Genomic DNA, 24854 nt, shown 5'->3' with positions numbered 1-24854 from the left:
CCGAGTTATTAAAAATTTATTTTTAAGATTTGTGAAAGTTTAACAAAGAAAAACTGCTTTCATTTCTGAAAGCAGTTTTTTTATAATTGTAAAATAATTTTAACCTTGATCTAGACTTGCGCTAAAATATTCTCTGTTCATTCTGGCGATTACTTCTAAAGAAATTCCTTTCGGACATTCTACTTCACAAGCGCCTGTATTTGAACAGTTTCCAAACCCTTCTTCATCCATGGCTTTCACCATATTCAGCACTCTTCTTTTGGCCTCTACTCTACCTTGCGGCAGTAAAGCGAACTGAGAAACCTTAGCTCCCACAAACAGTGACGCGGCACCATTTTTACAAGTTGCAACACAAGCTCCACAACCGATACAGGCTGCTGCATCCATCGCATTATCTGCATCTTCTTTCGGTACCAAAATCGCGTTTGCATCAAGTGTGTTTCCGGAAGTGTTCACAGAAATAAAACCTCCCGCTGCCATCACCCTGTCAAAAGCACTTCTGTCTACTACCAAATCTTTAATAATTGGGAAAGCGGCACTTCTCCACGGTTCGATATGAATTGTTTCGCCGTCTTTGAACATTCTCATGTGCAGCTGGCATGTGGTAATTCCCGTATCCGGTCCGTGTGGACGGCCATTGATGTACAATGAACACATTCCGCAGATCCCTTCTCTACAGTCGTGGTCAAATGCGATTGCCTCTTGCCCTTCGTTGATCAGGTTTTCGTTGAGCATATCTAACATTTCCAGAAATGACGAATCCGTAGAAACGTCGGAAATCTTATAAGTCTCAAACTGTCCTTTTGTTTTATTATTTTTCTGTCTCCAAATTTTCAGAGTCAGGTTTAATCCTTTTTGTGCACTCATATTCTTAACTTTTTTGGAGATTATTTATAACTTCTTGTTTTAACTTCGATATTTTCATAAATCAGATCCTCCTTATGCATGGTTTCCTGATTGATATCGTCTCCCTGATATTCCCATGCCGCCACATATTTGAAGTTTTCATCATCTCTCTCGGCCTCACCTTCCGGTGTTGCATGATCCCAACGGAAATGTCCGCCACAAGATTCTTCTCTTGCCAAAGCATCTTTCGCCATTAACTGACCCAACTCCAGGAAATCTGCAACTCTGAAGGCTTTTTCAAGTTCCATGTTCATTCCGTTTGCGTCTCCGGGAACTCTTACATCTGCCCAGAATTCCTTTCTTACTTCCTCGATTTCTTTAATCGCTTCCTGTAAACCTTCAGGAGTTCTTCCCATTCCAACTTTATTCCACATGATGTGGCCTAGTTTTTTATGGAAATAATCTACACTGTGTTTACCGTTATTGGTCATAAAGAAGTTCACTTTATCTTTAATCTCTTTTTCAGCAGCATCAAAAGCCGGACTGTTTGTTGGAATCTCTCCGGTTCTGATATCTGCAGAAAGATAATCTGCAATCGTATATGGAAGAACGAAATAACCGTCTGCCAAACCTTGCATCAAAGCGGAAGCCCCAAGTCTGTTTGCACCGTGATCAGAGAAGTTGGCCTCACCGATTACGAAACATCCCGGGATTGTAGACTGTAAATTGTAATCTACCCAAACACCACCCATTGTATAGTGAACTGCCGGATAAATCTTCATCGGAGTTACATAAGGATTGTCTGCGGTAATCTTTTCGTACATCACGAAAAGGTTACCATATTTCTCTTCAATCCATGCTTTTCCTAAATCATAAATCTGCTGATCGGTAGGATTATGAATATTTTTTTCGATAGCAGCTTCTTTACCCTTCTTCTGAATTTCAGTAGAAAAATCTAAATATACTCCTTCATGCGTGTCATTATTTTCAATTCCGTAACCGGCGTCACATCTTTCTTTCGCTGCTCTGGATGCAACATCTCTCGGAACTAAATTTCCAAAAGCAGGATATCTTCTTTCTAAATAATAATCACGGTTTTCCTGAGCAATATTTTCCGGTCTTAGTTTACCCTCACGGATTGCTACGGCATCTTCTATATTTTTCGGAACCCAGATTCTTCCGGAGTTTCTTAATGATTCTGACATTAAAGTCAGTTTAGACTGCGCCGTTCCATGTACCGGAATACAGGTTGGGTGAATCTGTACATAACAAGGATTGGCGAAATACGCTCCCTTTTTATGAATTTTCCAGGCGGCAGAAACATTAGATCCCATCGCGTTGGTAGAAAGGAAATATACGTTTCCATAACCACCGGAAGCGATTACTACTGCATGAGCAGAATGTCTTTCTATTTCTCCGGTTACTAAATTTCTGGCGATAATTCCTCTTGCTTTTCCATCAACGATTACTAAATCAAGCATTTCGTGACGGTTATACATTTTGATTCTTCCTTTACCGATTTGTCGGCTCACGGCTGAATATGCTCCTAATAATAACTGCTGTCCGGTTTGCCCTTTAGCATAAAACGTTCTTTTTACCTGAACTCCACCGAAAGAACGGTTGTCTAGCTGACCGCCATATTCTCTTCCGAAAGGAACACCTTGTGCAACACACTGGTCGATGATGCTTGCAGAAACTTCTGCAAGTCTGTAAACGTTTGCTTCTCTTGAACGGTAATCACCTCCTTTAATAGTATCGTAAAACAATCTGTAAGTAGAGTCACCGTCACCTTGATAATTTTTCGCAGCATTGATACCTCCTTGCGCAGCAATTGAATGTGCTCTTCTTGGCGAATCCTGATAGCAAAATGCTTTTACGTTATATCCCTGTTCTGCTAATGTAGCTGCGGCCGAACCACCTGCCAAACCTGTTCCTACAACGATGATATCAATTTTATCACGGTTGTTTGGCGAAACCAAGTTCATATGATCTTTATGATTTTTCCATTTGTCCGCTAGTGGACCTGCCGGAATTTTTGAATCTAATTTGCTCATTTTTAGAAATTTTAAATTTTAGATTTTAAATTTTAATGTCGATATAAAATTTAAAATTTATTGAGTTACGTAATGAAAAACGGCCACTAAAATAAAACCAGCAGGAATAAGGATAGAATACCAGGTTCCTACCGCCTTAATCATCGGTGTATATTTCGGATGTCTTGCACCGATCGACTGGAAAGACGATTGGAATCCGTGTGCTAAATGCAGTCCTAATAATACAAAAGCAACAACATAGAAAATTACTCTTCCGACATTCCCAAACTGTGCATGCAGTTCCGGCCAATACCTTGCTTCATCTCTAACACTTCCTACAACATATTTGTAGTCCATTTCATGCCACCAAAAATCATACATGTGTAATCCTAAAAACGCCAAAACCACAACTCCGGAAAGCAGCATGTTGCGAGACATCCAGGTAGAATTAGAAGAACGATTGTTCATTCCGTACTTTATTGGTCTTGAATTATTGTTTTTAATTTCAAGAATAAAGCCCATTGCAAAGTGAAAAATTACTGCGAAACCAAGAATTGGTTGCATCAAAAACTGAATAAAAGGGTTGTAACCCATAAATTCCGATGCGGAATTGAATGCATCTTTACTAATAACGGATAGTAAATTGACCGAGAGATGCATAATTAGGAAAATGAGCAAAAACATTGCAGATAATGCCATTGCGTACTTTCTTCCAATAGAAGAACTAGTTAATCCTGCCATAATTAATGTTTAAATTTGAATTCTTACAAAGTTAGAAAAATGCTGAGTGTATTTCACGTGAGAAATGTCAGAAAATTTTAGTTTGTAATCTTTCTAAATAAGATGATCTATCCGCACTTTAAAATCACTGCCGGGCGACTTCTTGCTTTTGTTTTTGAAATTCAGCTGATGAAATATTTCTCGGTATAAAAACTACCGAATAATTCTTTGTCCTTCTGGAAGTTAAATAAGGTTCGATAATATATTGCTTGATTTTTTCCTGATCAGCATTTTCTGAACTGTAAAAAACCACTGAATTCCGTTCTTTTACCGATATAACTTTTTCTTTAAAAAACTGATGAACCAAAACCTCATCTGATTTCTCAGCTTTGTAATTCAGCATTGCACGAAGGGAAACAAAAACCAATGCAAAATAAATAACCATCGAAACATTTTTAATGGTCAACTTTTGAATAGCAAACCGCAGGAAATAAAAGAGCAAGTATAAAAGCAACACTTCCAACAAAGTTAAAGGAATCATCCTGTGCATCAAAGAATCCGCATCGCCAAAAAAGTGAATCCCCTTTAAAGTAAATGTAATCAATTCATCATACATAGAATTGAGCCAACTGAAATCAATAGATAAGGAAATCAGAATAACCATTAATAATGAAAAGACAATCACAATTTCCGCAAACGGAATAATTACCAGGTTCGCAACAATTGAAACCGCAGAATATTGATGAAAATAATAAATCACCAGCGGAACTGTCCCAAGCTGGGCAGACAAACTGATGGACAAAATATTTAACATAAAATTCTGAAACTTATTTCTGGCCTTCGGTAAATATTTCAAAATAGGCTGATTAAACCAATAAATCCCGAAAACAGCTGCGAAACTCAGTTGAAAACCGACTTCAAAAAGTTGATTGGAATTAAGCAATAAAATCACAAACCCCGCAAGCGCCATCGAATGCAGCAAATCGGTTTTCCGTTGCAATAATATAAAGGTGTAATAAACAGAAATCATCACGCAACTTCTGACCACAGAATTCCCGAAATCAATAAAAATGGCAAACGACCAAATTAAAATTAGCGCAAGCAAAATTTTAGGTCTCCGATATTTCGGCGGAAAAATAAAATTCAAAATGAGTAGAATCACTCCAAAAATAATCGCCATGTGCGTTCCCGAAATCGCCAGAATATGCATCGTTCCCGAATCCCTGAAATCACGAACAGTTTCCTGATCCATTTCTGTACGGTCAGCCAGAATTATTCCCTTGGCAAATTCACGGCTGCGTTTCTTTATAGCTGTCTGATCAATTTTTGCTAAAGTTTCTAACCGCCGCTGTTTAATTTTCTCAGCAAACAAAAGATCTTCCCGTTGTGCAAACTTGAAGGAATTAGGCAGATAACTTTGAAAGTAAATTCCTTTTCGGGAAAGGTATTTCCCATAATCGAACTGAAAATCATTGTATGGTTTTTCGATTTGATTGATGTAAACCTCTCCTTTATAATAATGTTTAAAATCTAAATCTTTTTCGGTTTTTGGGAAGGACAGGACACTTTTAAAATGAGCTTCATCTTTCCAGGCATCAATTTCGTAACGACGGTTTTTCTCATTGGAATTGAGTTTCTTGATGATTTTAAAAGTAATGGTTTCCTTACTTTTCAATACCGGAAGTTCAGGCTTTTGGGAATGGTGAAAATGCATAAAAATGCCAATTGTAAATGCCAAAAAACCAAACAGTACGGGACGAATTTTATAGAAGTAGAAATTTTTAACCGCAACCAAAGAAACACTTAAGGCACTCGAAATCAGCAAAATATAAATCGAAACATCAGATAACAAAAAATAATCCTGAAAAAAGATCCCAAGTACAAAACAGACAAAGAGAATAAATAAAGGTTCTTTATGCAATTTATTTTTTTGTAAAATTATCAACTTCCGATGATAATATCACGGGTAAAATCACCCTTTTACAATAATATCTGCAGCCTCATCACTTGCACCTTTCCCTCCCAACTTTTCCCTAAGCTGCTGGTAATTGTTTAAGATTTTTTCTCTCTGTTCTCCATTCAATATCGCGGATAGTTCTTTAACTAAATTCTTCGTGTTTAATCCACTTTGAATAAGTTCCGTAACAATTTCCTTATCCATAATTAAATTGACCAGAGAAATATATTTGATATTTTTAACCACGCGTTTTCCGATCTCATAAGAAACAGTACTGCTGCGGTAACAAACCACTTCCGGAATATTGAGCAAAGCCGTTTCTAAAGTTGCCGTTCCCGATGTCACCAAAGCCGCTTTTGAACATCTTAAAAGATCGTAAGTTTTGTTGGAAACGAAATGAACATTTTCATCAACATATTTCTGGTAAAATGATTTTGGTAAACTTGGCGCTCCGGCAATTACAAACTGATAATCCTTAAAATGCGGCCGTACAGAAAGCATTAATTCAAGCATTTTGGTAACTTCCTGCTCACGTGAACCTGGCAAAAGTGCGATGATTTCTTTTTCGTTTAAATGATTGTCTTTTTTAAATTGGCTGACATTCATTTCCGGCAAATCGGAAATCGCATCCAATAAAGGATGTCCAACGAAATGTGCATCAATATTATGTTTTTTATAGAATTCTTTTTCAAACGGAAGAATAACCAACATTTCGTCCACGAACTTTTTGATTTTTTCTACACGGCCTTCTTTCCAGGCCCACAATTGCGGAGAAATATAATAAATAACTTTTATTCCAGATTTTTTTGCGAATTCGGCAATTCTTAAATTAAAACCAGGATAATCAACCAAAATCAAAACATCAGGTTGAAACTGGTTAATATCTTCTTTGCAGATTTTAATGTTTTTCAGAATCGTCCGCAAATTTTTGGCAACTTCCAAGAAACCCATAAATGCCAGATCTTTGTAGTGTTTTATGGGCGAAAACCCTGCGACTTTGGCCATCAAATCGCCGCCCCAAAAACGAAATTCCGCTTGGGAATCTTTTTTAAGAATCGATTTCATTAAATTGGAAGCATGCAAATCTCCGGATGCTTCGCCAGCGATGATATAATATTTCATAAATGTTTAAAGATGGTTGATAGATGTCATTTTAAAAAATCAGATTTTCAGGATTCTGATGCGCTTCCCAAACTCCTAAAATCAAAATAACATCTTGGTGAATCTCGTAAATTAATAAGCAATCTCTCACCACAGAAGTCCGTATATTTTTTACTGAAGTTTTTCTTCCGATAAAAGGATTTTGAGTTTCGCTTTTTCATCCAACAATATATTCAGCTTTTTAGTGTATAACGTTGATTTATTCCTGTTATTCCAATAAGAAAAAACAGCTTTCTTATCTGCCAAAGATTCTGTTGACCAAATAACTACTCTTGTTCTTTGAACCATTTCATCATTTCTTTCCTGGCTTCTTCTGCGGTAAAGTATTCCCCTCTTTCGTATTGTTCTCTTGCTTCCTTTATCTTCAATAGCTGCTCTTCAGAAAAAACATAAACATCTTCCTCCGAAAGTTTTTCAATCTTTTCTAAAGTTGTTTTATCAGAAAAATCGATCTTTTTTTAATGATTTTTTTGCGTTCAAGTATTGTCATCATTTTTAAGTTTTAAAAATTTTTAACCTAAATTTGTTCCTTCAAAGATAATAAAATTTATGCCTATCAATGATGGATGAAATAAAAAACAAAATTGCAGAAAGCGGACTGGTCAACTTCGATCTCTCGCAACTGGTACCCAAAGGCAAACGGATCGGCATCGATCTGAAGGATTATCTTTTCCAGGAATTGATTTTAAAAGAAAAAGATTTCCGTGAAAAAATAGCAAACATTAACGTCGAAGAATATAAAGATTGCTACATCTATATTTATAATTCTGCAGATGCGATTGTCCCGCTGTGGGCTTATTTTCTGCTCACGGCAAAATTAACAGAAACCGCAAAGAAAATCGTTTTCGGAAACAGAGAAGATCTGGAAGTTTTATTAATGCACAATGCCATTCAAACTTATGACTTTACTGAACTGACCGGTAAAAGAGTTTTGGTAAAAGGTTGCAGTGATCAGTCGATTCCAGAAAATGCCTATATCGAATTGGTTGAACAACTGAAACCTCTTGTAAAATCTTTAATGTTTGGCGAAGCCTGCTCGAACGTTCCTATTTTTAAAAATTAAACTTTAATATTTCTTTAAGTTTTAGAAAAATAATAGGGACTAATTTTTGATACCTTTAATTATTAATAATTTCTAAAACCACACGAATATGAGTTTAATTGACCTTATCACAGGAAACGCAGGAAATCAGGTTGCGGCAGATGCTGAAAACAAATTTGGAATCAGCAAAAACCAAATTATCGCTTTATTAGCAGTCGCTGCACCACTGGTAATTTCTTATCTGAGAAAAAAATCTCAGGACAGTCCGCAGGAAGCAGAAGAACTGAATAATGCACTGGACAAAGATCATGACGGAAGTATTTTAAACGATCCTTCTCAGGCAGCAGCACGACAACAGGAAGGAGATTCAATTCTCGACCACGTTTTCGGCAGCCAAAAGGCAGATGTTGAAAACCAACTTTCTCAGAAAACAGGAATTTCAGTGGATAAAATCGGACCAATTTTAGCAATGCTGGCGCCTGTAATTATGGGATTTATCGGCAAAGAAAAGCAAGAAACCGGCATAAATTCGGGCGGCGGTCTGGGAGATCTGCTGGGTGGCATTTTAGGCAATGCGACCACTCAGGTTCAGCAACAGCAAGCTCAAGGAAACTCCAGTCCTTTAACTGAAATTTTAAGCAGTGTTCTTGGCAGTGCAAAGCAAGGTTCCGGTGGTGGCCTCGGTGATATTTTGCGAAGTGTTCTTGGCGATGATCAACAATCAGAAGGCGGATTAGGTGGACTTTTAGCTAGTTTATTTGACAGAAAATAATATTACCAACATTACAATATAAAAAACCGAAGAATGTTCTTCGGTTTTTTTATATTCAATTTGGTTTGTTGTTCTTTTTAACTTAACCTCTTATTTTTCTGCTTTAGGTTTTGCTGCAGCTTTTGGCTTCACTTCCTTTTCCGGTTTCTCAACCTGATCCACCGTTGCGAGCATTGGCTTTGATTCTTTTCGAGGTCTTTTTTTACCATAACTGCCCGCTACAATTTTTCCTCTTTTCGATTTTTGATCTCCTTTTCCCATAATAAATAATTTGTTTTTTAATGTTGATATTCACAAAGTTAAGTAATATTTAAATAAACTAATTCTTAAAAAATCATAAAGTTTCCGGTGTTTACTTCTTACCTGTGCTTAAACCGAATTCAGCAACAGACGTCATCTTTTTATTACGAATTGTCTGTGTACAAATCCTAAGAGCATTATTACTGCAGCAACAACAATAAACAATCACTTCTTACAATCGTCCAAAAAACTTATCTTTGCCACTGAAATTTTAGACTAAATCTACATTTCAATTTTAACTTCTAATATCTGAAAAACTATGTTTCGTACGCACACCAACGGAGAATTAACTTTACAAAATCTTGATCAAAACGTCACCCTATCCGGATGGGTTCAAACCATTCGTGACAAAGGTTTTATGATGTGGATTGATTTACGCGACCGTTACGGAATTACGCAGTTGGTATTTGATGCAGACCGTTCTTCCGCAGAATTATTAGAAAACGCTCATAAACTCGGCCGGGAATTCGTGATTCAAATCGAAGGAAAAGTAATCGAAAGAATCAGTAAAAACCCGAAAATCCCAACGGGAGAAATCGAAATTTTAGTTGAGAGATTAACGATCTTAAATGAATCAGAAACGCCACCTTTCACTATCGAAGACCAAACGGATGGCGGCGAAGAACTTCGCATGAAATACAGATATTTGGATATCCGCAGAAATCCGGTGAAAGACAAATTGATTTTCCGTCACAAAATGGCGCAGAAAGTAAGAAATTATCTTTCAGAACAGGATTTTATTGAAGTTGAAACGCCGGTCCTCATTAAATCAACTCCTGAAGGGGCAAGAGATTTCGTGGTTCCAAGCAGAATGAATCCGGGACAGTTTTATGCATTACCACAATCGCCACAAACGTTCAAACAATTATTGATGATTGGTGGAATGGACCGTTATTTCCAAATTGTAAAATGTTTCAGAGATGAAGATTTAAGAGCCGACAGACAACCGGAATTCACCCAAATCGATTGTGAAATGGCATTTGTAGAACAGGAAGATGTGCTGGAAATTTTCGAAGGAATGACCGCAACTTTACTGAAAGATATCGCCGGAAAAGAATTCGGAAAATTCCCGAGAATGACTTTCGCAGATGCGATGCAAAAATACGGAAACGACAAGCCGGACATCCGTTTCGGAATGGAATTCGTCGAAGTGAACGAATTGGTAAAAGGAAAAGATTTCAAAATTTTTGACGACGCAGAATTGGTTGTCGGAATCAATGTTGAAGGTTGCGCAGATTACACCAGAAAACAAATCGACGAACTGATCGATTGGGTAAAACGCCCGCAAATTGGCGCAAACGGCATGATTTGGATTAAATTTCAAAATGATGGTGTTGTCACTTCTTCTGTAAATAAATTTTATAACGAAGAGGATTTAAAGAAAATCACAGAAAAATTCGGGGCAAAAGCGGGAGATTTAATTTTCCTGATGTCCGGAAACGAAAATAAAGTAAGAACCCAACTGTCCGCTCTGAGAATGGAATTGGGGAACAGATTGGGATTAAGAAATCCGAAAGAATTTGCACCACTTTGGGTGATCGATTTCCCACTTTTGGAATGGGACGAAGAAAGCGGAAGATATCACGCAATGCACCATCCTTTCACTTCACCGAAACCGGAAGATGTACATTTATTGGAAACCGATCCGGGAAAAGCCAGAGCGAATGCTTACGATTTAATTCTTAATGGAAATGAAATCGGCGGTGGTTCTGTGAGAATTTTCGATAAAGATTTACAGGCGAAAATGTTTAATCTTTTAGGGTTCACAAAAGAAGATGCAGAAGCACAGTTCGGGTTTCTGATGAACGCTTTCCAATATGGTGCACCGCCACATGCTGGTCTGGCATTAGGTTTCGACCGTTTGGTTGCGATTCTCGACGGAAATGAAGTGATCCGGGATTATATCGCCTTCCCGAAAAATAACTCGGGACGTGATGTGATGATTGATGCGCCGAGTGCGATTGCGGATGAGCAGTTGGATGAGCTATTTTTAAAAATTCAAACGAAGGCTCTTAATTAAAGATAAAATCCCGGCAAATTGTCGGGATTTTATCTTTGAAAATTTTTATTATTTATTTTCTAATTTCTGCAACTAAATTTCTAGTTGCAGCTTTGATAAATTCTTCTAATTCATTTTTTTCTACACCTTCATATGGTTGGATACCCGTTTTTCTTATCGTTTTTATTTGGTTTTTAACATCTTTAAAAGACTGAGCAATGACACATCCATCAGTACAAGGTGTATAATTAAAATCATACAACCCAGCAAACTGGTTATTTTTAATAAGAACAACTTTAAATTCCACTGTTGCTCCATATTTTCTAAAAGGACCGTTAAACTCATCCGCCTTTTCATTTCCGTTTGAATCAAAGTACTTATTAGTTTCATATAAGACACTTCTGTCAAGCTTTGTCAATTCAATAATTAAATCTGTATCCGATTTTTTATTTAAATTTTCATAGTTCACATTATTCTCCGCGTTACCAATAATTTGATTAAAAAGCTGTCTATCTCTAACAATAAAGCCACTTGCCATTAATTGATTCTCAATCGCATTATACAAATAATCGTTATTTTCTTTATCCGTAACATTATTTGAAGTTTCTCTTACCCTGAGGACAACTTTAGGGTTTTTCACTTTAGATAAGAATAAACTCAATGCATCGGTTGTCTGTACCTCATTTGATTTCTGTGTGAACTTAATCGTTTTCATTGTAGAACAACTGCTTAGTAAAAAAACCATTAAAATAATGAGGAAATAAATGTTTTTCATAATATTAAATTTTTATATTTTTTCAAAATTATCTTTATTAATTCAATTGTAATTACGGATTTCCGTAAAAGAAAATAATTATTTCTTATTTTTATTTATTTCTAAGAAAATATCATTAATTTCAAACTTATTATTTTCAAAATAGATGCGGTTTTTTTATTATATATAAAATTCATTCTCAAAATAATTAAAATTTATTATTTTTACCATAACACAAATTTTGAATGATGAAATCTCCGTTAGAAATATTACAAAAATATTTTGGTTATACTCAGTTCCGACTCGAACAAGCAAGTGCAGTTGAAAACGTAATTGCAAAAAAAGATACATTTGTCTTGATGCCGACTGGCGGTGGAAAATCTTTGTGCTACCAAGTTCCAGCGCTGGTTTTGGACGGAACAGCAATTGTAATTTCGCCCTTAATCGCTTTGATGAAAGACCAGGTTGATGCTTTGCGTACGAATGGAATCCCTGCAGCTTTCCTCAATTCTTCGATGAATCCTTTGGAGCAGAATCAAACTTTTCATCAATTAAAAGAAGGAAAACTCAAACTTCTGTATGTTGCGCCCGAAAAACTGAGTGCAGATAACGGTTCGTTTTTAAACTTGCTGTCAGACCTCCACATTTCCTTATTTGCGGTAGATGAAGCGCATTGTGTTTCACATTGGGGACATGATTTCCGTCCGGATTATTTATTTTTAAATGGATTAAAAAGGCAGTTTCCACAAACACCAATTATTGCATTAACGGCAAGTGCCGATGAAATTACGAGGCAGGACATTATTAAACAACTTAATCTCCGAGAACCGGCTGTTTTGATTTCATCTTTTGACAGAGGCAATATTAAATATTTTGTACAGCCAAAACAGTCCGTTCTCAATCACATTGTTCAATATCTTAATGAACATCCGAATGATTCGGGAATTATCTACTGTTTGTCCCGGAAAGGAACGGAAGATATGGCAAATAACCTCAAAGAAAACGGCGTAAATGCAGCGTTTTATCACGCAGGAATTCCTTCATCAGAACGGGCGCAGATTCAGGATGATTTCATCAAGGATAAAATCAGAATAATGGTGGCTACCATTGCGTTTGGAATGGGGATCGATAAGAGTAATGTCCGTTTTGTAATGCATGCAGATCTTCCCAAAAACATAGAAAGCTACTACCAGGAAACGGGAAGAGCCGGAAGAGATGGATTGCCGAGTGAAGCGATTTTATTTTACTCCAATGCGGATGTAATGAAGTTGAAGAAATTTGCAATGATCGAAGGTAACGAGGAGCAATCTACTTTGATGTTGAAAAAATTGCAACAAATGACCGACTTTGCCGAGATGCAAAAATGCAGACGACAATATCTGATGGAATATTTTGGCGAATCACATCCCGGAAACTGTAATTCCTGCGATTATTGTCTCAGCGATTTTGAAAATTGGGACGCCACTATCGATGCCCAAAAATTACTGAGTGCCATTTTCCGTTTGAAAGAACGTTACGGAAAAAATTTAATTATTGATTTTCTCCGCGGATCAAAAGGAGCGAAAATTACGGATTACATGCGTGGTTTACCAACTTATGGGATCGGCAGAAACACTGAAAAAACATATTGGCACCAATTAATAAAACAATTACTGCTCAATGGTTTTTTACAGGAATCGAACGAAGAATTCCCTGTTTTAAAACTGACAGAAAAAAGTAAAGAAGTTTTATTTAACCGGAAAAAAGTCAACCTTCAAAAAGTAAGAGCGTTCGCCAAAGCAGTGACTGTAGCAGAAACAGAAATCTCATATCCGAAAAATGAAGTAGAAGAACATCCGGAATTATTTAATGAATTAAGAGTTTTAAGAAGACAGCAAGCCGAGCACGAAAATGTACCTCCTTATGTTATCTTTTCTGATGCAACGCTGCTCGAATTAGCAAGTTATCTTCCCCATACCAAAGAAGAACTTAGCCAGATCAGTGGTTTCGGAGCCTTTAAAATTGAAAAATACGGGGAAATATTTTTAGATTTAATCTCAGAATACTGCAGCAAAAATAATCTGACCAGTAAGATCTCCGAAAAAAAGCCGAAGAAACAAAGTACGCCGAAAAAAGAAAATCAATACCAAGCCGGAACTTATACCACAACTTTTCAGATGTACAAAGCGGGCAACAGTATAGAAGATATTGCAAAAAACAGAAATTTGTCTTTGAATACGATTCAAAATCACCTAGCCAATTTTGTGGAGGTGGGCACCATTAAAGCTAGCGAACTGATGGATACCAATAAAATAGATCCGATTATTTCTTTTGCTAAAACGCAGACTATTCCATCTTTAAAAGCAATAAAAGAAGAACTGGGCGAAGAGTTTTCTTATTTTGAAATTCATGTAGCACTTGCTTTTTATAAAAGGAAGGAAAAAGAAAACAGCACAAATCAAAAGTAATCAGGTCTAATAACCGAAACCGAAAATATATTTTAGTGAAAATAAAAGAAGCGGAAAAATTAATTTCTGCTTCTTTGATAATATGTTTTGCACTATCAAAATTAGCGCATAAAATCAGAACTTTTTCTATAAATATTTGTCTTCATCACTATTTCGCACGAAGCCTTTCTTTAATTTTCCCAATATTTTCTTTGGCAGAATCTTCTAAAATCAAAGAAGCACTCATCAATATTCTTTCCGGCATTAATTGGTCAAAATGTTCGGTTCCTTCCCACGAAACTTTTTTAATTAAAGCCAAAGCATCTGAACTTCTTGAAGATAATTTTTCCATGAACGCATTAATTTTCTCATCCATTTTCTCAATATTTTCTGATACCGAATGATAAACATCGTGCATTTCACACCAGTCGGCACTTCGGAAATCTGCATCAACCGACATCGCTGAATAGGCTGATTTTCCAATTTTTCTTTCTACGAAAGGCCCGATCACAAACGGTCCAATTCCCAAATTCAATTCCGTTAAAGCCATTGCAGAATCTTTGGTAGCGAAACAATAATCTGCGGCACAGGCGATTCCCACGCCGCCTCCGGTTGTTTTTCCCTGAACTCTTACGATGACTAATTTTCCGCAATTTCGCATGGCATTCAAAACTTTAGCAAATCCACCGAAAAATATTTTTGATTTTTCCAGTTCTTCAATTTCCAGTAATTCATCGAAACTTGCTCCGGCACAAAAGGCTTTTTCACCTTCCGATTTTAAAAGGATTGCTTTTACATTTTGATCTTTGCCGCTTTCTAAAATCGTTTTTGCGAGTTTTTCTAAAATCTCTCCCGGCAAAGAATTGCTTTTTGGTGTACCGAAAGTGATTTCGGCGATGTTGTTTTTTATTTCCTGGGTTACAAATCCGTTGTTCATTATGCTTTATTTAAGGCGATTAAATATTTATCGATGTATAATTGTTTCTCTTTGCTTTTGTATTGCTGAATATATCTGGGATGTTCCAGCACCGTCATTTTATCAAAAAAATGTTCCTGACTGTTGATTTTATCAATAAAAGTAGCATTCTTTTTTCCTAAAATAAAGACCTCTGAAGTGTCTAAACCCAGACTGATATGATCCTTTAAACTTTGAATCATAAAAGGTTTTACAGCTTCGAATAGATTTTTGTCGTCGTAATAATTGGCGTTTAAATTACCTCTAACCGTATTTCTGACAATCGCTAAAGGGAAAGGCGAGTTGATATAAAACTCTTTATAAAACTGTTCCGGCCCTCCAAACTGTCCGATCACGTCATATAGGAAAACAGAGGAAATCTCATGCGTATGAGCCGATTTCATTTCGATTCCGCAAACGGTTTCCAATCTTTTGGTGTCGGTAAATGGAACGCCGGTAACTCCTGCTCCGTGGCGGCTGGGATTTATTCCGATTATGAATTTCCTCTGGTTATGGTCATTGTAAAATTTCTGATAAAATTCGGTCATCACCGTTAAAGTTTCGGGATTATCGAAGAACGGATTGAGCACGTGGAAGCCTTCAGGAAGATCGCCTGAATAATGCAACTGCCTGTTGAATGCCACAACTTGTTCTCCGATGTTTTTTTTCAAAATAGTACCTTTAGTTTAATGGTCATTAGATAGCGTTCCTCCGGAACGCAAATTCATTATTTTTAATTCAATGCTACAGAGATAATATTCCTTTGGAACATTTACACCATTAATAAATGTGTTTTAAATCATCCCTTCAATACATCAACTGCTTCTTTTCTTTCTTATTCCAGCCAGCCTGACTTTGATATTTCACAAAAAATATTTTCAAATCTGCCTGACTTTCATAATCAACGAAATAAATCTTCTTATCTGCCTGACCCGAATATTTAACAAAGAACCATTTCCCTTCATTTCCGTCTGCTTGACTTTGATAATCTACTTTATAAACATTCAAATCTGCCTGGCTTTCATATTTCACCACAAAAACTTCACATCGGCTTGACTTTGATACTCAACATAGAAAACTTTCTGCGCAGAAAACTGCAAGGCAAAAAAGACACCAAAAAAGAAGGCTAAAGATTTTCTTATGGCAATTAACTGGTAAAAAGTCCAAATTGTTCAAAGTGATGGGTCACATGCTTTTGATGAAATAATTCCATCATCTCTTTATTTAATTTTCCGAAAACAAAATGTAAATGTTCAGCTTCCGGATTTTCACGGTAATAAATCTGATAATTCTTTACCGATTCTATAAAATGAGTTTTGGCTTCATCCAGGTTTTTATATTTTAATTCGGGTAGTTTTCCCTCTTCTAAAAAAGGGGCGGGAAAATCTTTCGGCATTTTTCTGAAATTATAAAGTGAATCCTGATATTTTTCTAAATGTTCTTCCGGTGTTTTACATTCCGAAGTTTCCAATTCTCCAGTGCTGTATTTCATGGTGGTTTCTAAATGTTCCAACATTTGTTGTGCATTCATTTTTCCCCAAATCGGCGCAGATTGCTCATTTAAATTGTTTAATCTTTTCGCAAAATCTTTATAGTCAATTTTTATGAAAGGAGATTTTTTTGCTACCAAAGTCAAGATTGTGGCGACGCAAACAGTTTCTTCGCGCTGATTAACCACTTCCACCAACCACTTTACAACGCCACTCGGAATATTTCTTCCTTTCACGCCTTTGTTGATTTTCTCTTTTGCCGTTAAATAAACTGTGATTGTGTCTCCGGCGTAAACGGGTTTAAAGAAATTTGCATTTTCTAAACCATAATTGGCAATGACCGGACCTTTTTTCCCTGAAACAAATAATCCTGCTGCCGCGGAAAGAATAAAATATCCATGCGCAACCGTTTGATCGAAAATGGTTCCGTTCAGAGAAGTTGAATCGGTGTGAGCATAGAAATGATCCCACGAAACATTGGAAAAATTAACGATATCGGCTTCCGTTACAGTTCTTCCGGCTGTTTCCAATGAATCACCAACTTCTACTTCTTCGAAATATTTTCTGAATGGATGTTTGTCTGAAAAATGTTGAGTTGCCCCTTGCTGATAAATTTTGGTAATTGCCGTCAAAATATCCGGAGAACCCTGAATCGCTGTTTTCTGAAGAAAGAAATGAAGACCGTTCAATCCGCCCATTTCTTCTCCACCGCCTGCTCTTCCGGGACCGCCGTGCATTAAGGTTGGCAAAGGCGAACCGTGACCGGTCGATTCTTTGGCATTATCTCTGTTTAACACGAAAATTCTTCCATGAGAGGAAGCCATTTTCCAGGAGGTTTCTGCAACGAATTTTTCATCGTGAGAAATAATGGAACCTACCAAACTTCCTTTCCCCCGTTTTGCCAAAGCGGCGGCTTCTTCTGCATCTTTGTACGGCATAATCGTTGAAACCGGACCGAAAGCTTCTACTTCGTGGGAAGAGTTCTTTTGAAAAGGCTTGTCATTGTAGAATACTTTAGGAGTCACAAAGGCACCTTTTTCATAATCTGCATCTATCAATTCCTGTTTCCCATCGTAAATCAATTCTGTTTCGGCTTTAAGCAGTTCTATTTTTTCTTCCAAAACGGCCATTTCTTTTTTACCAACGATGGAACCCATTCTGGTTTCACGGCTTAAAGGATTTCCAATTTTGGTTTGATCTAAAGCTTTGGACAAAGCATTCTGAACATCACCCACTAAATTTTCTGGGACAATGATTCTTCGGATTGCCGTACATTTCTGTCCTGCTTTGGTCGTCATTTCTGTCCGAACTTCTTTGATGAACAGATCAAATTCCGGTGTTCCGGGTTTTGCGTCGAGACCGAGGATTGAACAGTTTAAAGAATCTGCTTCCATATTGAAACGGGCCGCATTTCTAGAAATGGATGGTAAAGATTTTAATTTTTTTCCGGTCGAAGCTGAACCTGTAAAAAGCACAGAATCGCCATCCTGAACATAATCAAGAATATTTCCCGGTTCTCCACAAACTAACTGAATTGCACCTTCGGGAAGGAAACCGCTTTCGATCATATCCTGAAAAACCGCGTTGGTTAAATAGGAACCTGGTGTTGCAGGTTTTACAATACTTGGAACTCCCGCTAATAGAGAAGTTGATAGTTTTTCTAACATTCCCCAAACAGGGAAGTTGTACGCATTAATCTGAACGGAAACGCCTTCGCTTGGCGTCAAAATATGCGTCCCAATAAAAGTTCCGTTAGCAGAAAGTTTCTGCGTATCGCTATCAACCCAAAATGGAGTGTTGGGTAACATTCTTTTTGCAAGTCCTGAATAAGTGAAGAATGTTCCGAAACCTCCTTCGATATCCACCCAGGAATCGGCGTGAGTTGCACCAGTTTTATAAGATAAATCGTAATATTTTTTCTTTCTTTCTAATAAATAAAGAGCCACTTTCTTCAACATTTCACCTCGATCGTAGAAGGTCATGGAAGAAAGATTTTGGTAACCTACAGTTCTTCCGTAATCTAAGGCTTGTTCAAAATTGATTCCTTCGGTATCTGAAATCGCGACCAATTCGCCATTTACGGCGTTATATAATGGTATTTCATTTCCTGATCCTTCGATCCATTGTCCGTTGATGTAATTTTTTAATTTCATTTTTGAGTAGGTGTGGATTTTTTTAAACTTTTGAAGAGCATTTTAATTAGGAGATAACATACAAAGAATATCAATGCAATATCGATGGTAAAAACAAGTGATGGAAAAACATCACTGAAAATTTGTTTTTGCTCTAATGACTTTAAGACTTCTTTATTTTCGGTATTTTTGATTGCTTTTGCGATCCCGATTCCTTCCTGAATAACGTAAAATGCAACCGCATTCAAAGCAATTAGAATTAAAAATGCGGCAATTATTATTTTTTTATTTTTGGGATTCATTATCAGTACTACTATTTATTTGGGATGAAGTGAAGTTGCGAAATTAAGATTTTTGATATGATTTTTTTCAAACATTAAGGTATTAAGAGGGCTAAAGCCCGTTCCTATTGAATTAAAAAACAGATGCTTTTCCGTGGGTTAAGATACAGAAATTTTCAATTTTGCTAAAATTTTGTTTTAGTTACGAATCTGCGCCCCGGATGGAACGGTATGTTTGAGCTCTTTTTCTTAGGCATGGATAAAGCTTGGGCAAGAAAAAAGCGAGTAGTGACAGCCGGAAATGTGCGCCCAAGTACTTCAAAAAAAATCCCTCTCAAAATAAATTGAAAGGGAAATTTGTAATATCATTTAAGATTATCTTGCGTTCATATCAACGTAATCACGTTTTGGCGCTCCCTGATAAACCTGTCTTGGACGTCCGATTGGATCGTTGTGCAAACGCATTTCTTTCCACTGAGAAATCCAGCCTGGTAATCGCCCTAACGCGAACATTACGGTGAACATTTCGGTTGGGATTCCTAAAGCGCGGTAAATAATTCCGGAATAGAAATCTACATTTGGATATAATTTTCTGCTTACGAAATAGTCGTCTTCCAAAGCTACTCTTTCTAACTGACGTGCAATATCTAAAGCTTTGTCCTGAATTCCTAATGAATTCAAAATATCATCTGCTGCTTTTTTGATGATGGTTGCTCTTGGATCGAAGTTTTTGTAAACTCTGTGTCCGAAGCCCATTAGACGGAAATCATCGTCTTTATTTTTAGCTTTTTCCACATATTTTGCAACATTTCCTCCATCCTGTTCAATCATTTCCAACATTTCGATCACTGCCTGGTTTGCCCCACCGTGAAGTGGTCCCCAAAGTGCAGAAATACCTGCTGAAACGGACGCGAATAATCCTGTGTGAGCTGAACCAACCATTCTTACCGTTGATGTAGAACAGTTTTGTTCGTGATCTGCGTGAAGCATTAATAATTTATCTAAAGCTCCAACAACGACAGGATCCAGTTCAAATTCCTGGTTTGGACGACGGAAACACATTTTGTAGAAATTCTCCACATAGTTTAGACTGTCATCTCCGTGATTGATCGGAAGTCCCATTTTTTTACGGTACGTCCACGCACAAAGGTGAGAGAATTTGGCGATCAACATTTCTGCGGCGTGGTCCATTTCTTCTTTTGACCGTACGTCTACCGCTTTTGGATTAAATGCAGTAAGCGCAGAAGTTAATGAAGATAAAACTCCCATTGGATGGGCAGAACGAGGGAAAACATCGATCAGTCTTTTCATTTCGTCCGCCACGAAATTGTATTTTTTAATTCCTTTTTCGAAACCTGCGAACTGATCTGTTGTTGGTAAATTACCGTTTAACAAAAGATACATTACTTCTGTAAAGTTTGATTTTTCGGCGATTTGCTCGATTGGATATCCTCTGTAATACAGTTCACCCTTGTCACCGTCAAGATAAGTGATGTCACTTAAAGTAGCTCCTGTGTTCTTATATCCTAAATCTAAAGTAATCAAACCGGTCTGGTCTCTTAGCTTTGATATATCTATTCCTCTATCACCGATAGTGCTTTCTACGATTGGATATTCAAATGCTTTACCATCATAGTTTAATATAACTTTGTTATCTGACATTATAATTTAATTTTTTACTAATTTATAAATATTGGAATAATACCGCAAGTGTTTTTGGCAGTCTTTCCATGAATTTTTTCTATTATCGTTTTATTTTGAATGCGTCAAGTCCCGGGAAATATGCAGTTTCTCCCAAAGCTTCTTCAATACGCAGTAACTGGTTGTATTTCGCCATTCTGTCTGAACGGGAAGCGGAACCGGTTTTGATCTGTCCGCAATTCATTGCAACGGCTAAATCTGCGATCGTATAATCCTCCGTTTCACCAGATCTGTGAGACATCACGGTTGTATAACGGTTGTGCTGAGCCATTTGAACAGCATCCATCGTTTCTGATAATGTTCCGATTTGGTTTACTTTAACGAGAATTGAATTTGCGATTCCTTCGTTGATTCCTCTTGAAAGTCTTTCAACATTAGTTACAAATAAATCGTCACCAACCAATTGAACGCGGTCACCGATTTTCTCAGTTAACATTTTCCAACCTTCCCAATCGTCTTCGTGCATTCCGTCTTCTATCGAAATAATCGGATATTTCGCTGCCAGGTCTGCTAAGTAATTCACCTGTTCGCTTCTGTTGAAATGCGCAGATTCCGGAGTCTCAAATTTTCTATAATCGTACATTCCGTCTTTATAGAATTCTGACGCAGCACAATCTAAGGCAAACATAATATCATCTCCTACTTTGTAACCTGCTTTTTCAACCGCTTGTGAAAGCGTATCTAAAGCGTCTTCAGTTCCTTTGAATTTCGGTGCAAAACCACCTTCATCACCAACCGCAGTTGACAAACCTCTGTCGTGTAAAATTGATTTTAAACTGTGGAAAATTTCGGTTCCTTTTCTTAGAGAATCAGAAAAAGACTCTGCTTTGACCGGCATGATCATGAATTCCTGAAAAGCGATTGGCGCATCAGAATGCGAACCACCATTAATTACGTTCATCATCGGAACAGGAAGTGTATTGGCATTAACTCCGCCAACATATTTATACAAAGGCATTCTTAATTCTGTCGCTGCAGCTTTTGCGGCGGCCAAAGAAACACCTAAAATAGCATTGGCTCCGAGATTACTTTTATTTTTGGTACCGTCTAATTCGATCATAATCTGATCGATAAAGTTTTGATCCCACACGGGAAGTCCAACTAATTCCGGCGCGATTACTTCTCTTACATTTTCGACTGCTTTTAAAACACCTTTTCCTAAGAAATCAGAGCCGCCATCACGTAATTCCACGGCTTCATGCTCACCGGTAGATGCTCCGGAAGGAACAGCAGCACGACCCATCGCACCATTCTCTGTGAACACATCAACTTCGATGGTAGGATTTCCTCTGGAATCTAAAATCTGCCTCGCTTCAATGTAAGAAATATAACTCATTGTATGATTTTTTAGTATTATTTAATATGAAGTACAAATTTAGTGAAAATTGAATGATTGTAAGGGTTATATGCGATGATTTTAAATAGGTTTGAGTTAAATTTTAGTTAATTTTAACAGGATATTGATAATTAGAAAACTTATCATTAAATTTGATTTACCACTAAAACTTTAACAATGAAAAAAATATTCATCCTCGCAGCAAGTTCATTGCTTCTTCTCACATTCAGCTGTAAAAAAAACACCGAAGGAAATAAAAGCATTATCAAACAGGAAAACGGGTATTCTGCAGATCTTCCCAAGGACAGCATGACTACTCCCGCAATTACAACCGGTGTAAACACTGATGCACCTGAATACACGGAACGCTATGTAGCAGATGATGGATCATCGGCTTTGGTTACTTTTAAAAACACGCCTAAAGAAAAAACAATCAGCATCCGAAGTAATAATAAGACCATTTCCGCTCCACAAAAAGAGGGTTGGCCAAAAGGAGGCGTTTATGGAAATTTTGATATTACGATTGTGGCTAAAAACGACTCTGTTACTATTACACAGGAAAAAAATGTGATTCATTTGAAGAAAGCGAGAGGACAATAGGAAGAGCCAAGTAAGAAATATTTGGATTTTACATTTTGATTTCAAAAGTAAATTACAACGATCAAAATAAAAAGTTAAGGCAGATAAAAACAAACCTTAATTCTTAAAATAAAAAATCCGTTCAAATTAAATTGAACGGATTTTTATGTATAAAAAGTCGGGGAATATTATTCTCCCGCTTTTTCTTCTGTAGCGTCAGCAGCTTCTGCAACTGGCTCGTCAGTTTTAACTTCTTTAGCAGGAGTTTCTTTTACTTCCGCAACAGCTTCTGCTGCTTTAGGAGTAGATCTTCTGCTTCTTCTTGTTACTTTTTTCTCTTCAGCGTTCGGGTTGTAAAGTTCGTTGAAATCTACAAGTTCGATCATTGCCATATCGGCAGCATCGCCCTGTCTGAATCCAGTTTTGATGATTCTTGTGTAACCACCGTTTCTTTCTGCGATTTTAGGAGCAATTGTTCTGAATAATTCAGTAACTGCTTCTTTGCTTTGCAGGTAAGAGAAAACTGTTCTTCTGTTGTGTGTTGTATCTTCTTTCGCTTTTGTAAGGATCGGCTCAACATATACTCTTAAAGCTTTCGCTTTAGCAACAGTTGTGTTGATTCTTTTATGCTCAATAAGAGAACAAGCCATATTAGAAAGCAAAGCACTTCTGTGAGAAGCTGTTCTAGATAAGTGATTGAATTTTTTACCGTGTCTCATTGTTTGTTATTTATCAGCGTCTAATTTATATTTAGCAACGTCGAAACCGAAGTTAAGACCTTTTGCATGCACTAATTCTTCTAATTCTGTTAAAGATTTTTTACCGAAATTTCTGAATTTCATCAAATCAGACTTGGTGTAAGAAACCAGTTCTCCTAAAGTTTCCACTTCAGCAGCTTTCAAGCAGTTTAATGCTCTTACCGACAAATCCATATCTACTAATTTCGATTTCAGTAGTTGTCTGGTATGTAAGGTTTCTTCATCGTATTGAATCGACGCTTTTACCGCTTCAGTTTCCAGCGTAATTCTCTCATCGGAGAACAGCATGAAATGATAAATTAATATCTTAGAAGCTTCAGTTAAAGCATTTTGAGGACTGATAGAACCATCAGTTTCAATATCCAAAACGAGTTTTTCGTAGTCTGTTTTTTGCTCGACACGATAGTTTTCAACACTGTACTGTACTTTTTTGATCGGAGTATAGATGGAATCAATAGCAATAGTTCCGATAGGAGCATTGTTTGATTTGTTTTGTTCGGAAGGAACATAACCTCTACCTTTCTCAATATTGAACGTGATTTCAAATTTCACGTCTTTGTTTGTTGAACAGATAACTAAGTCAGGATTCAATACTTCAAAATCTTGCATTGATTTTCCTAAGTCGCCAGCTGTTACAGTAGTTTGCCCAGATACTTTGGCAGTCACTTCTTCTGCAGTTGCAGTCTCAGATTTCGCTCTCAGTCTTAATTGTTTCAGGTTCAGAATAATTTCTGTAACGTCTTCAATTACACCTGGAATTGTTGAAAATTCGTGCTCTACGCCTTCTATTTTGATAGATGAAATAGCATATCCTTCAAGAGAAGAAAGTAAAACTCTTCTCAAAGCATTACCGATGGTAAGTCCAAACCCTTGCTCTAATGGTCTGAATTCAAATTGGCCTTTGAATTCATTGGAGTTAAGGAGGATTACTTTATCGGGTTTAATAAATGTTAAAATTGCCATATAATTTGGGTTGAGCAAAAATTTGAAAAAATTATTATTTAGAGTAAAGTTCGACGATCAATTGTTCTTTCAAATCTTCCGGGATTTGGATTCTCTCCGGAGCAGCTACGAAAGTACCTTCTTTTTTCTCGTCGTTAAATTGCAACCACTCATAAGTAGATCTGTAAGCCAATGAATCAGCAATTACTTCAAGAGATTTTGATTTCTCTCTCACTGCAACTACGTCTCCTGCTTTCATTGAATATGAAGCGATGTTTACCAATTCTCCATTTACTGTGATGTGTCTGTGAGAAACCAATTGTCTTGCTCCAGCTCTGGTTTTCGCAAACCCTAATCTGTATACTACATTGTCTAATCTCGATTCACATAACTGCAAAAGAACTTCACCTGTAACTCCTCTAGCTCTTACCGCTTTTTGGTATAGGTTAGCAAATTGCTTTTCTAAAATACCATAAGTATATTTCGCTTTCTGCTTTTCCATCAACTGAACAGCATACTCGGATTTCTTCTGGTTTCTTCTTTTATTTACACCGTGTTGTCCCGGCGGTTGGTTTTTTCTTTTCTCGAAGTTTTTGTCATCTCCGTAGATTGCAACTCCAAACTTTCTTGCAATCTTTGTTTTTGGTCCAATATATCTTGCCATATTTTT

General features: G+C 36.9%; 22 protein-coding genes. 5 read left to right on the top strand and 17 right to left on the bottom strand.

The features are described from left to right. Positions 1-99 precede the first annotated feature (99 nt). The 5 genes from QF004_RS03600 to lpxB all read right to left on the bottom strand — a co-directional run bounded on the left by QF004_RS03600 (position 100) and on the right by lpxB (position 6678). The gene (locus QF004_RS03600; RefSeq protein WP_133439539.1) at positions 100-867 is read right to left on the bottom strand and encodes a succinate dehydrogenase/fumarate reductase iron-sulfur subunit; all 768 of its coding nucleotides are present in this window, start codon (positions 865-867) and stop codon (positions 100-102) included. A gap of 20 nt (positions 868-887) precedes the next feature. Beyond that, positions 888-2900: a fumarate reductase/succinate dehydrogenase flavoprotein subunit gene (locus QF004_RS03595; protein ID WP_133439538.1), complete on the bottom strand. Its 2013-nt coding sequence runs from the start codon at positions 2898-2900 to the stop codon at positions 888-890. A gap of 57 nt (positions 2901-2957) precedes the next feature. Next, complete coding sequence (locus tag QF004_RS03590; RefSeq protein ID WP_307422769.1) at positions 2958-3620, bottom strand: succinate dehydrogenase cytochrome b subunit; 663 nt, start codon at positions 3618-3620, stop codon at positions 2958-2960. Positions 3621-3744: 124 nt separating this feature from the next. Further along, positions 3745-5424 (bottom strand): ComEC/Rec2 family competence protein, encoded by a 1680-nt coding sequence (locus tag QF004_RS03585; protein WP_307422904.1) that lies wholly within the window; start codon positions 5422-5424, stop codon positions 3745-3747. A gap of 147 nt (positions 5425-5571) precedes the next feature. After that, positions 5572-6678, bottom strand: coding sequence for a lipid-A-disaccharide synthase (gene lpxB, locus QF004_RS03580; protein ID WP_307422767.1), 1107 nt, complete (start codon positions 6676-6678; stop codon positions 5572-5574). A gap of 601 nt (positions 6679-7279) precedes the next feature. Between lpxB and QF004_RS03575 the strand changes: the two genes are divergently transcribed. Then, positions 7280-7780, top strand: a complete 501-nt coding sequence (locus tag QF004_RS03575; protein ID WP_133441069.1) for a DUF2480 family protein — start codon at positions 7280-7282, stop codon at positions 7778-7780. 88 nt (positions 7781-7868) lie between these two features. Next, the gene (locus tag QF004_RS03570) at positions 7869-8531 is read left to right on the top strand and encodes a DUF937 domain-containing protein (RefSeq protein ID WP_307422764.1); all 663 of its coding nucleotides are present in this window, start codon (positions 7869-7871) and stop codon (positions 8529-8531) included. A gap of 90 nt (positions 8532-8621) precedes the next feature. Here QF004_RS03570 and QF004_RS03565 read toward each other — a convergent pair whose 3' ends face one another. Next, the gene (locus tag QF004_RS03565) at positions 8622-8792 is read right to left on the bottom strand and encodes a 30S ribosomal protein THX (RefSeq protein WP_133439533.1); all 171 of its coding nucleotides are present in this window, start codon (positions 8790-8792) and stop codon (positions 8622-8624) included. Positions 8793-9090: 298 nt separating this feature from the next. Here QF004_RS03565 and aspS point away from each other — a divergent pair, with 298 nt between their 5' ends. Beyond that, on the top strand, positions 9091-10851 hold the full coding sequence (gene aspS / locus QF004_RS03560; protein WP_307422761.1) for an aspartate--tRNA ligase: 1761 nt from the start codon (positions 9091-9093) through the stop codon (positions 10849-10851). A 52-nt stretch (positions 10852-10903) separates the two neighbouring features. Here aspS and QF004_RS03555 read toward each other — a convergent pair whose 3' ends face one another. Continuing rightward, positions 10904-11605, bottom strand: coding sequence for a hypothetical protein (locus QF004_RS03555; protein ID WP_307422758.1), 702 nt, complete (start codon positions 11603-11605; stop codon positions 10904-10906). A 224-nt stretch (positions 11606-11829) separates the two neighbouring features. Here QF004_RS03555 and recQ point away from each other — a divergent pair, with 224 nt between their 5' ends. Then, positions 11830-14031 (top strand): DNA helicase RecQ, encoded by a 2202-nt coding sequence (gene recQ, locus QF004_RS03550; RefSeq protein ID WP_307422755.1) that lies wholly within the window; start codon positions 11830-11832, stop codon positions 14029-14031. Between the two features lie 148 nt (positions 14032-14179). Here the strand turns inward: recQ and QF004_RS03545 are convergent, their stop codons facing one another. The 7 genes from QF004_RS03545 to eno form a co-directional block, all read right to left on the bottom strand. Then, positions 14180-14947, bottom strand: coding sequence for an enoyl-CoA hydratase/isomerase family protein (locus QF004_RS03545; RefSeq protein WP_307422752.1), 768 nt, complete (start codon positions 14945-14947; stop codon positions 14180-14182). Then, positions 14947-15636: an SMUG2 DNA glycosylase family protein gene (locus QF004_RS03540; protein ID WP_307422749.1), complete on the bottom strand. Its 690-nt coding sequence runs from the start codon at positions 15634-15636 to the stop codon at positions 14947-14949. Before QF004_RS03540 ends, QF004_RS03545 begins: the two co-directional genes overlap by 1 nt. Before the next feature lie 136 nt (positions 15637-15772). Further along, positions 15773-15997, bottom strand: coding sequence for a DUF6150 family protein (locus QF004_RS03535; protein ID WP_307422746.1), 225 nt, complete (start codon positions 15995-15997; stop codon positions 15773-15775). A gap of 115 nt (positions 15998-16112) precedes the next feature. Further along, a complete protein-coding gene (gene paaZ, locus QF004_RS03530) occupies positions 16113-18608 on the bottom strand; it encodes a phenylacetic acid degradation bifunctional protein PaaZ (RefSeq protein WP_307422743.1) in 2496 nt (831 codons plus the stop codon). After that, a complete protein-coding gene (locus tag QF004_RS03525; RefSeq protein ID WP_133439526.1) occupies positions 18605-18889 on the bottom strand; it encodes a hypothetical protein in 285 nt (94 codons plus the stop codon). Before QF004_RS03525 ends, paaZ begins: the two co-directional genes overlap by 4 nt. A 354-nt stretch (positions 18890-19243) precedes the next feature. Further along, a complete protein-coding gene (locus QF004_RS03520) occupies positions 19244-20530 on the bottom strand; it encodes a citrate synthase (protein ID WP_133439524.1) in 1287 nt (428 codons plus the stop codon). An 82-nt stretch (positions 20531-20612) separates the two neighbouring features. Then, entirely contained in the window at positions 20613-21905 is a 1293-nt protein-coding gene (gene eno, locus QF004_RS03515; RefSeq protein WP_307422737.1) for a phosphopyruvate hydratase, read from the bottom strand. A 177-nt stretch (positions 21906-22082) separates the two neighbouring features. Between eno and QF004_RS03510 the strand changes: the two genes are divergently transcribed. Next, on the top strand, positions 22083-22505 hold the full coding sequence (locus tag QF004_RS03510) for a hypothetical protein (protein ID WP_307422735.1): 423 nt from the start codon (positions 22083-22085) through the stop codon (positions 22503-22505). A gap of 167 nt (positions 22506-22672) precedes the next feature. Here QF004_RS03510 and rplQ read toward each other — a convergent pair whose 3' ends face one another. From rplQ to rpsD, 3 genes are read right to left on the bottom strand one after another with little or no spacing between them, the layout of a single operon-like run. Beyond that, complete coding sequence (gene rplQ / locus QF004_RS03505) at positions 22673-23203, bottom strand: 50S ribosomal protein L17 (protein ID WP_133439518.1); 531 nt, start codon at positions 23201-23203, stop codon at positions 22673-22675. A 6-nt stretch (positions 23204-23209) separates the two neighbouring features. Beyond that, on the bottom strand, positions 23210-24205 hold the full coding sequence (locus QF004_RS03500; protein WP_133439516.1) for a DNA-directed RNA polymerase subunit alpha: 996 nt from the start codon (positions 24203-24205) through the stop codon (positions 23210-23212). Between the two features lie 34 nt (positions 24206-24239). Further along, entirely contained in the window at positions 24240-24848 is a 609-nt protein-coding gene (gene rpsD / locus QF004_RS03495) for a 30S ribosomal protein S4 (protein ID WP_133439514.1), read from the bottom strand. Between the last annotated feature and the right edge of the window lie 6 nt (positions 24849-24854).

It is taken from the genome of Chryseobacterium sp. MDT2-18, assembly GCF_030815285.1.
In the GTDB taxonomy this organism is placed as follows: Bacteria; Bacteroidota; Bacteroidia; order Flavobacteriales; family Weeksellaceae; genus Kaistella; species Kaistella salivictor.
Note: the sequence above shows the minus strand (reverse complement) of the source record. Positions and strands in the feature narration are given on the sequence as shown.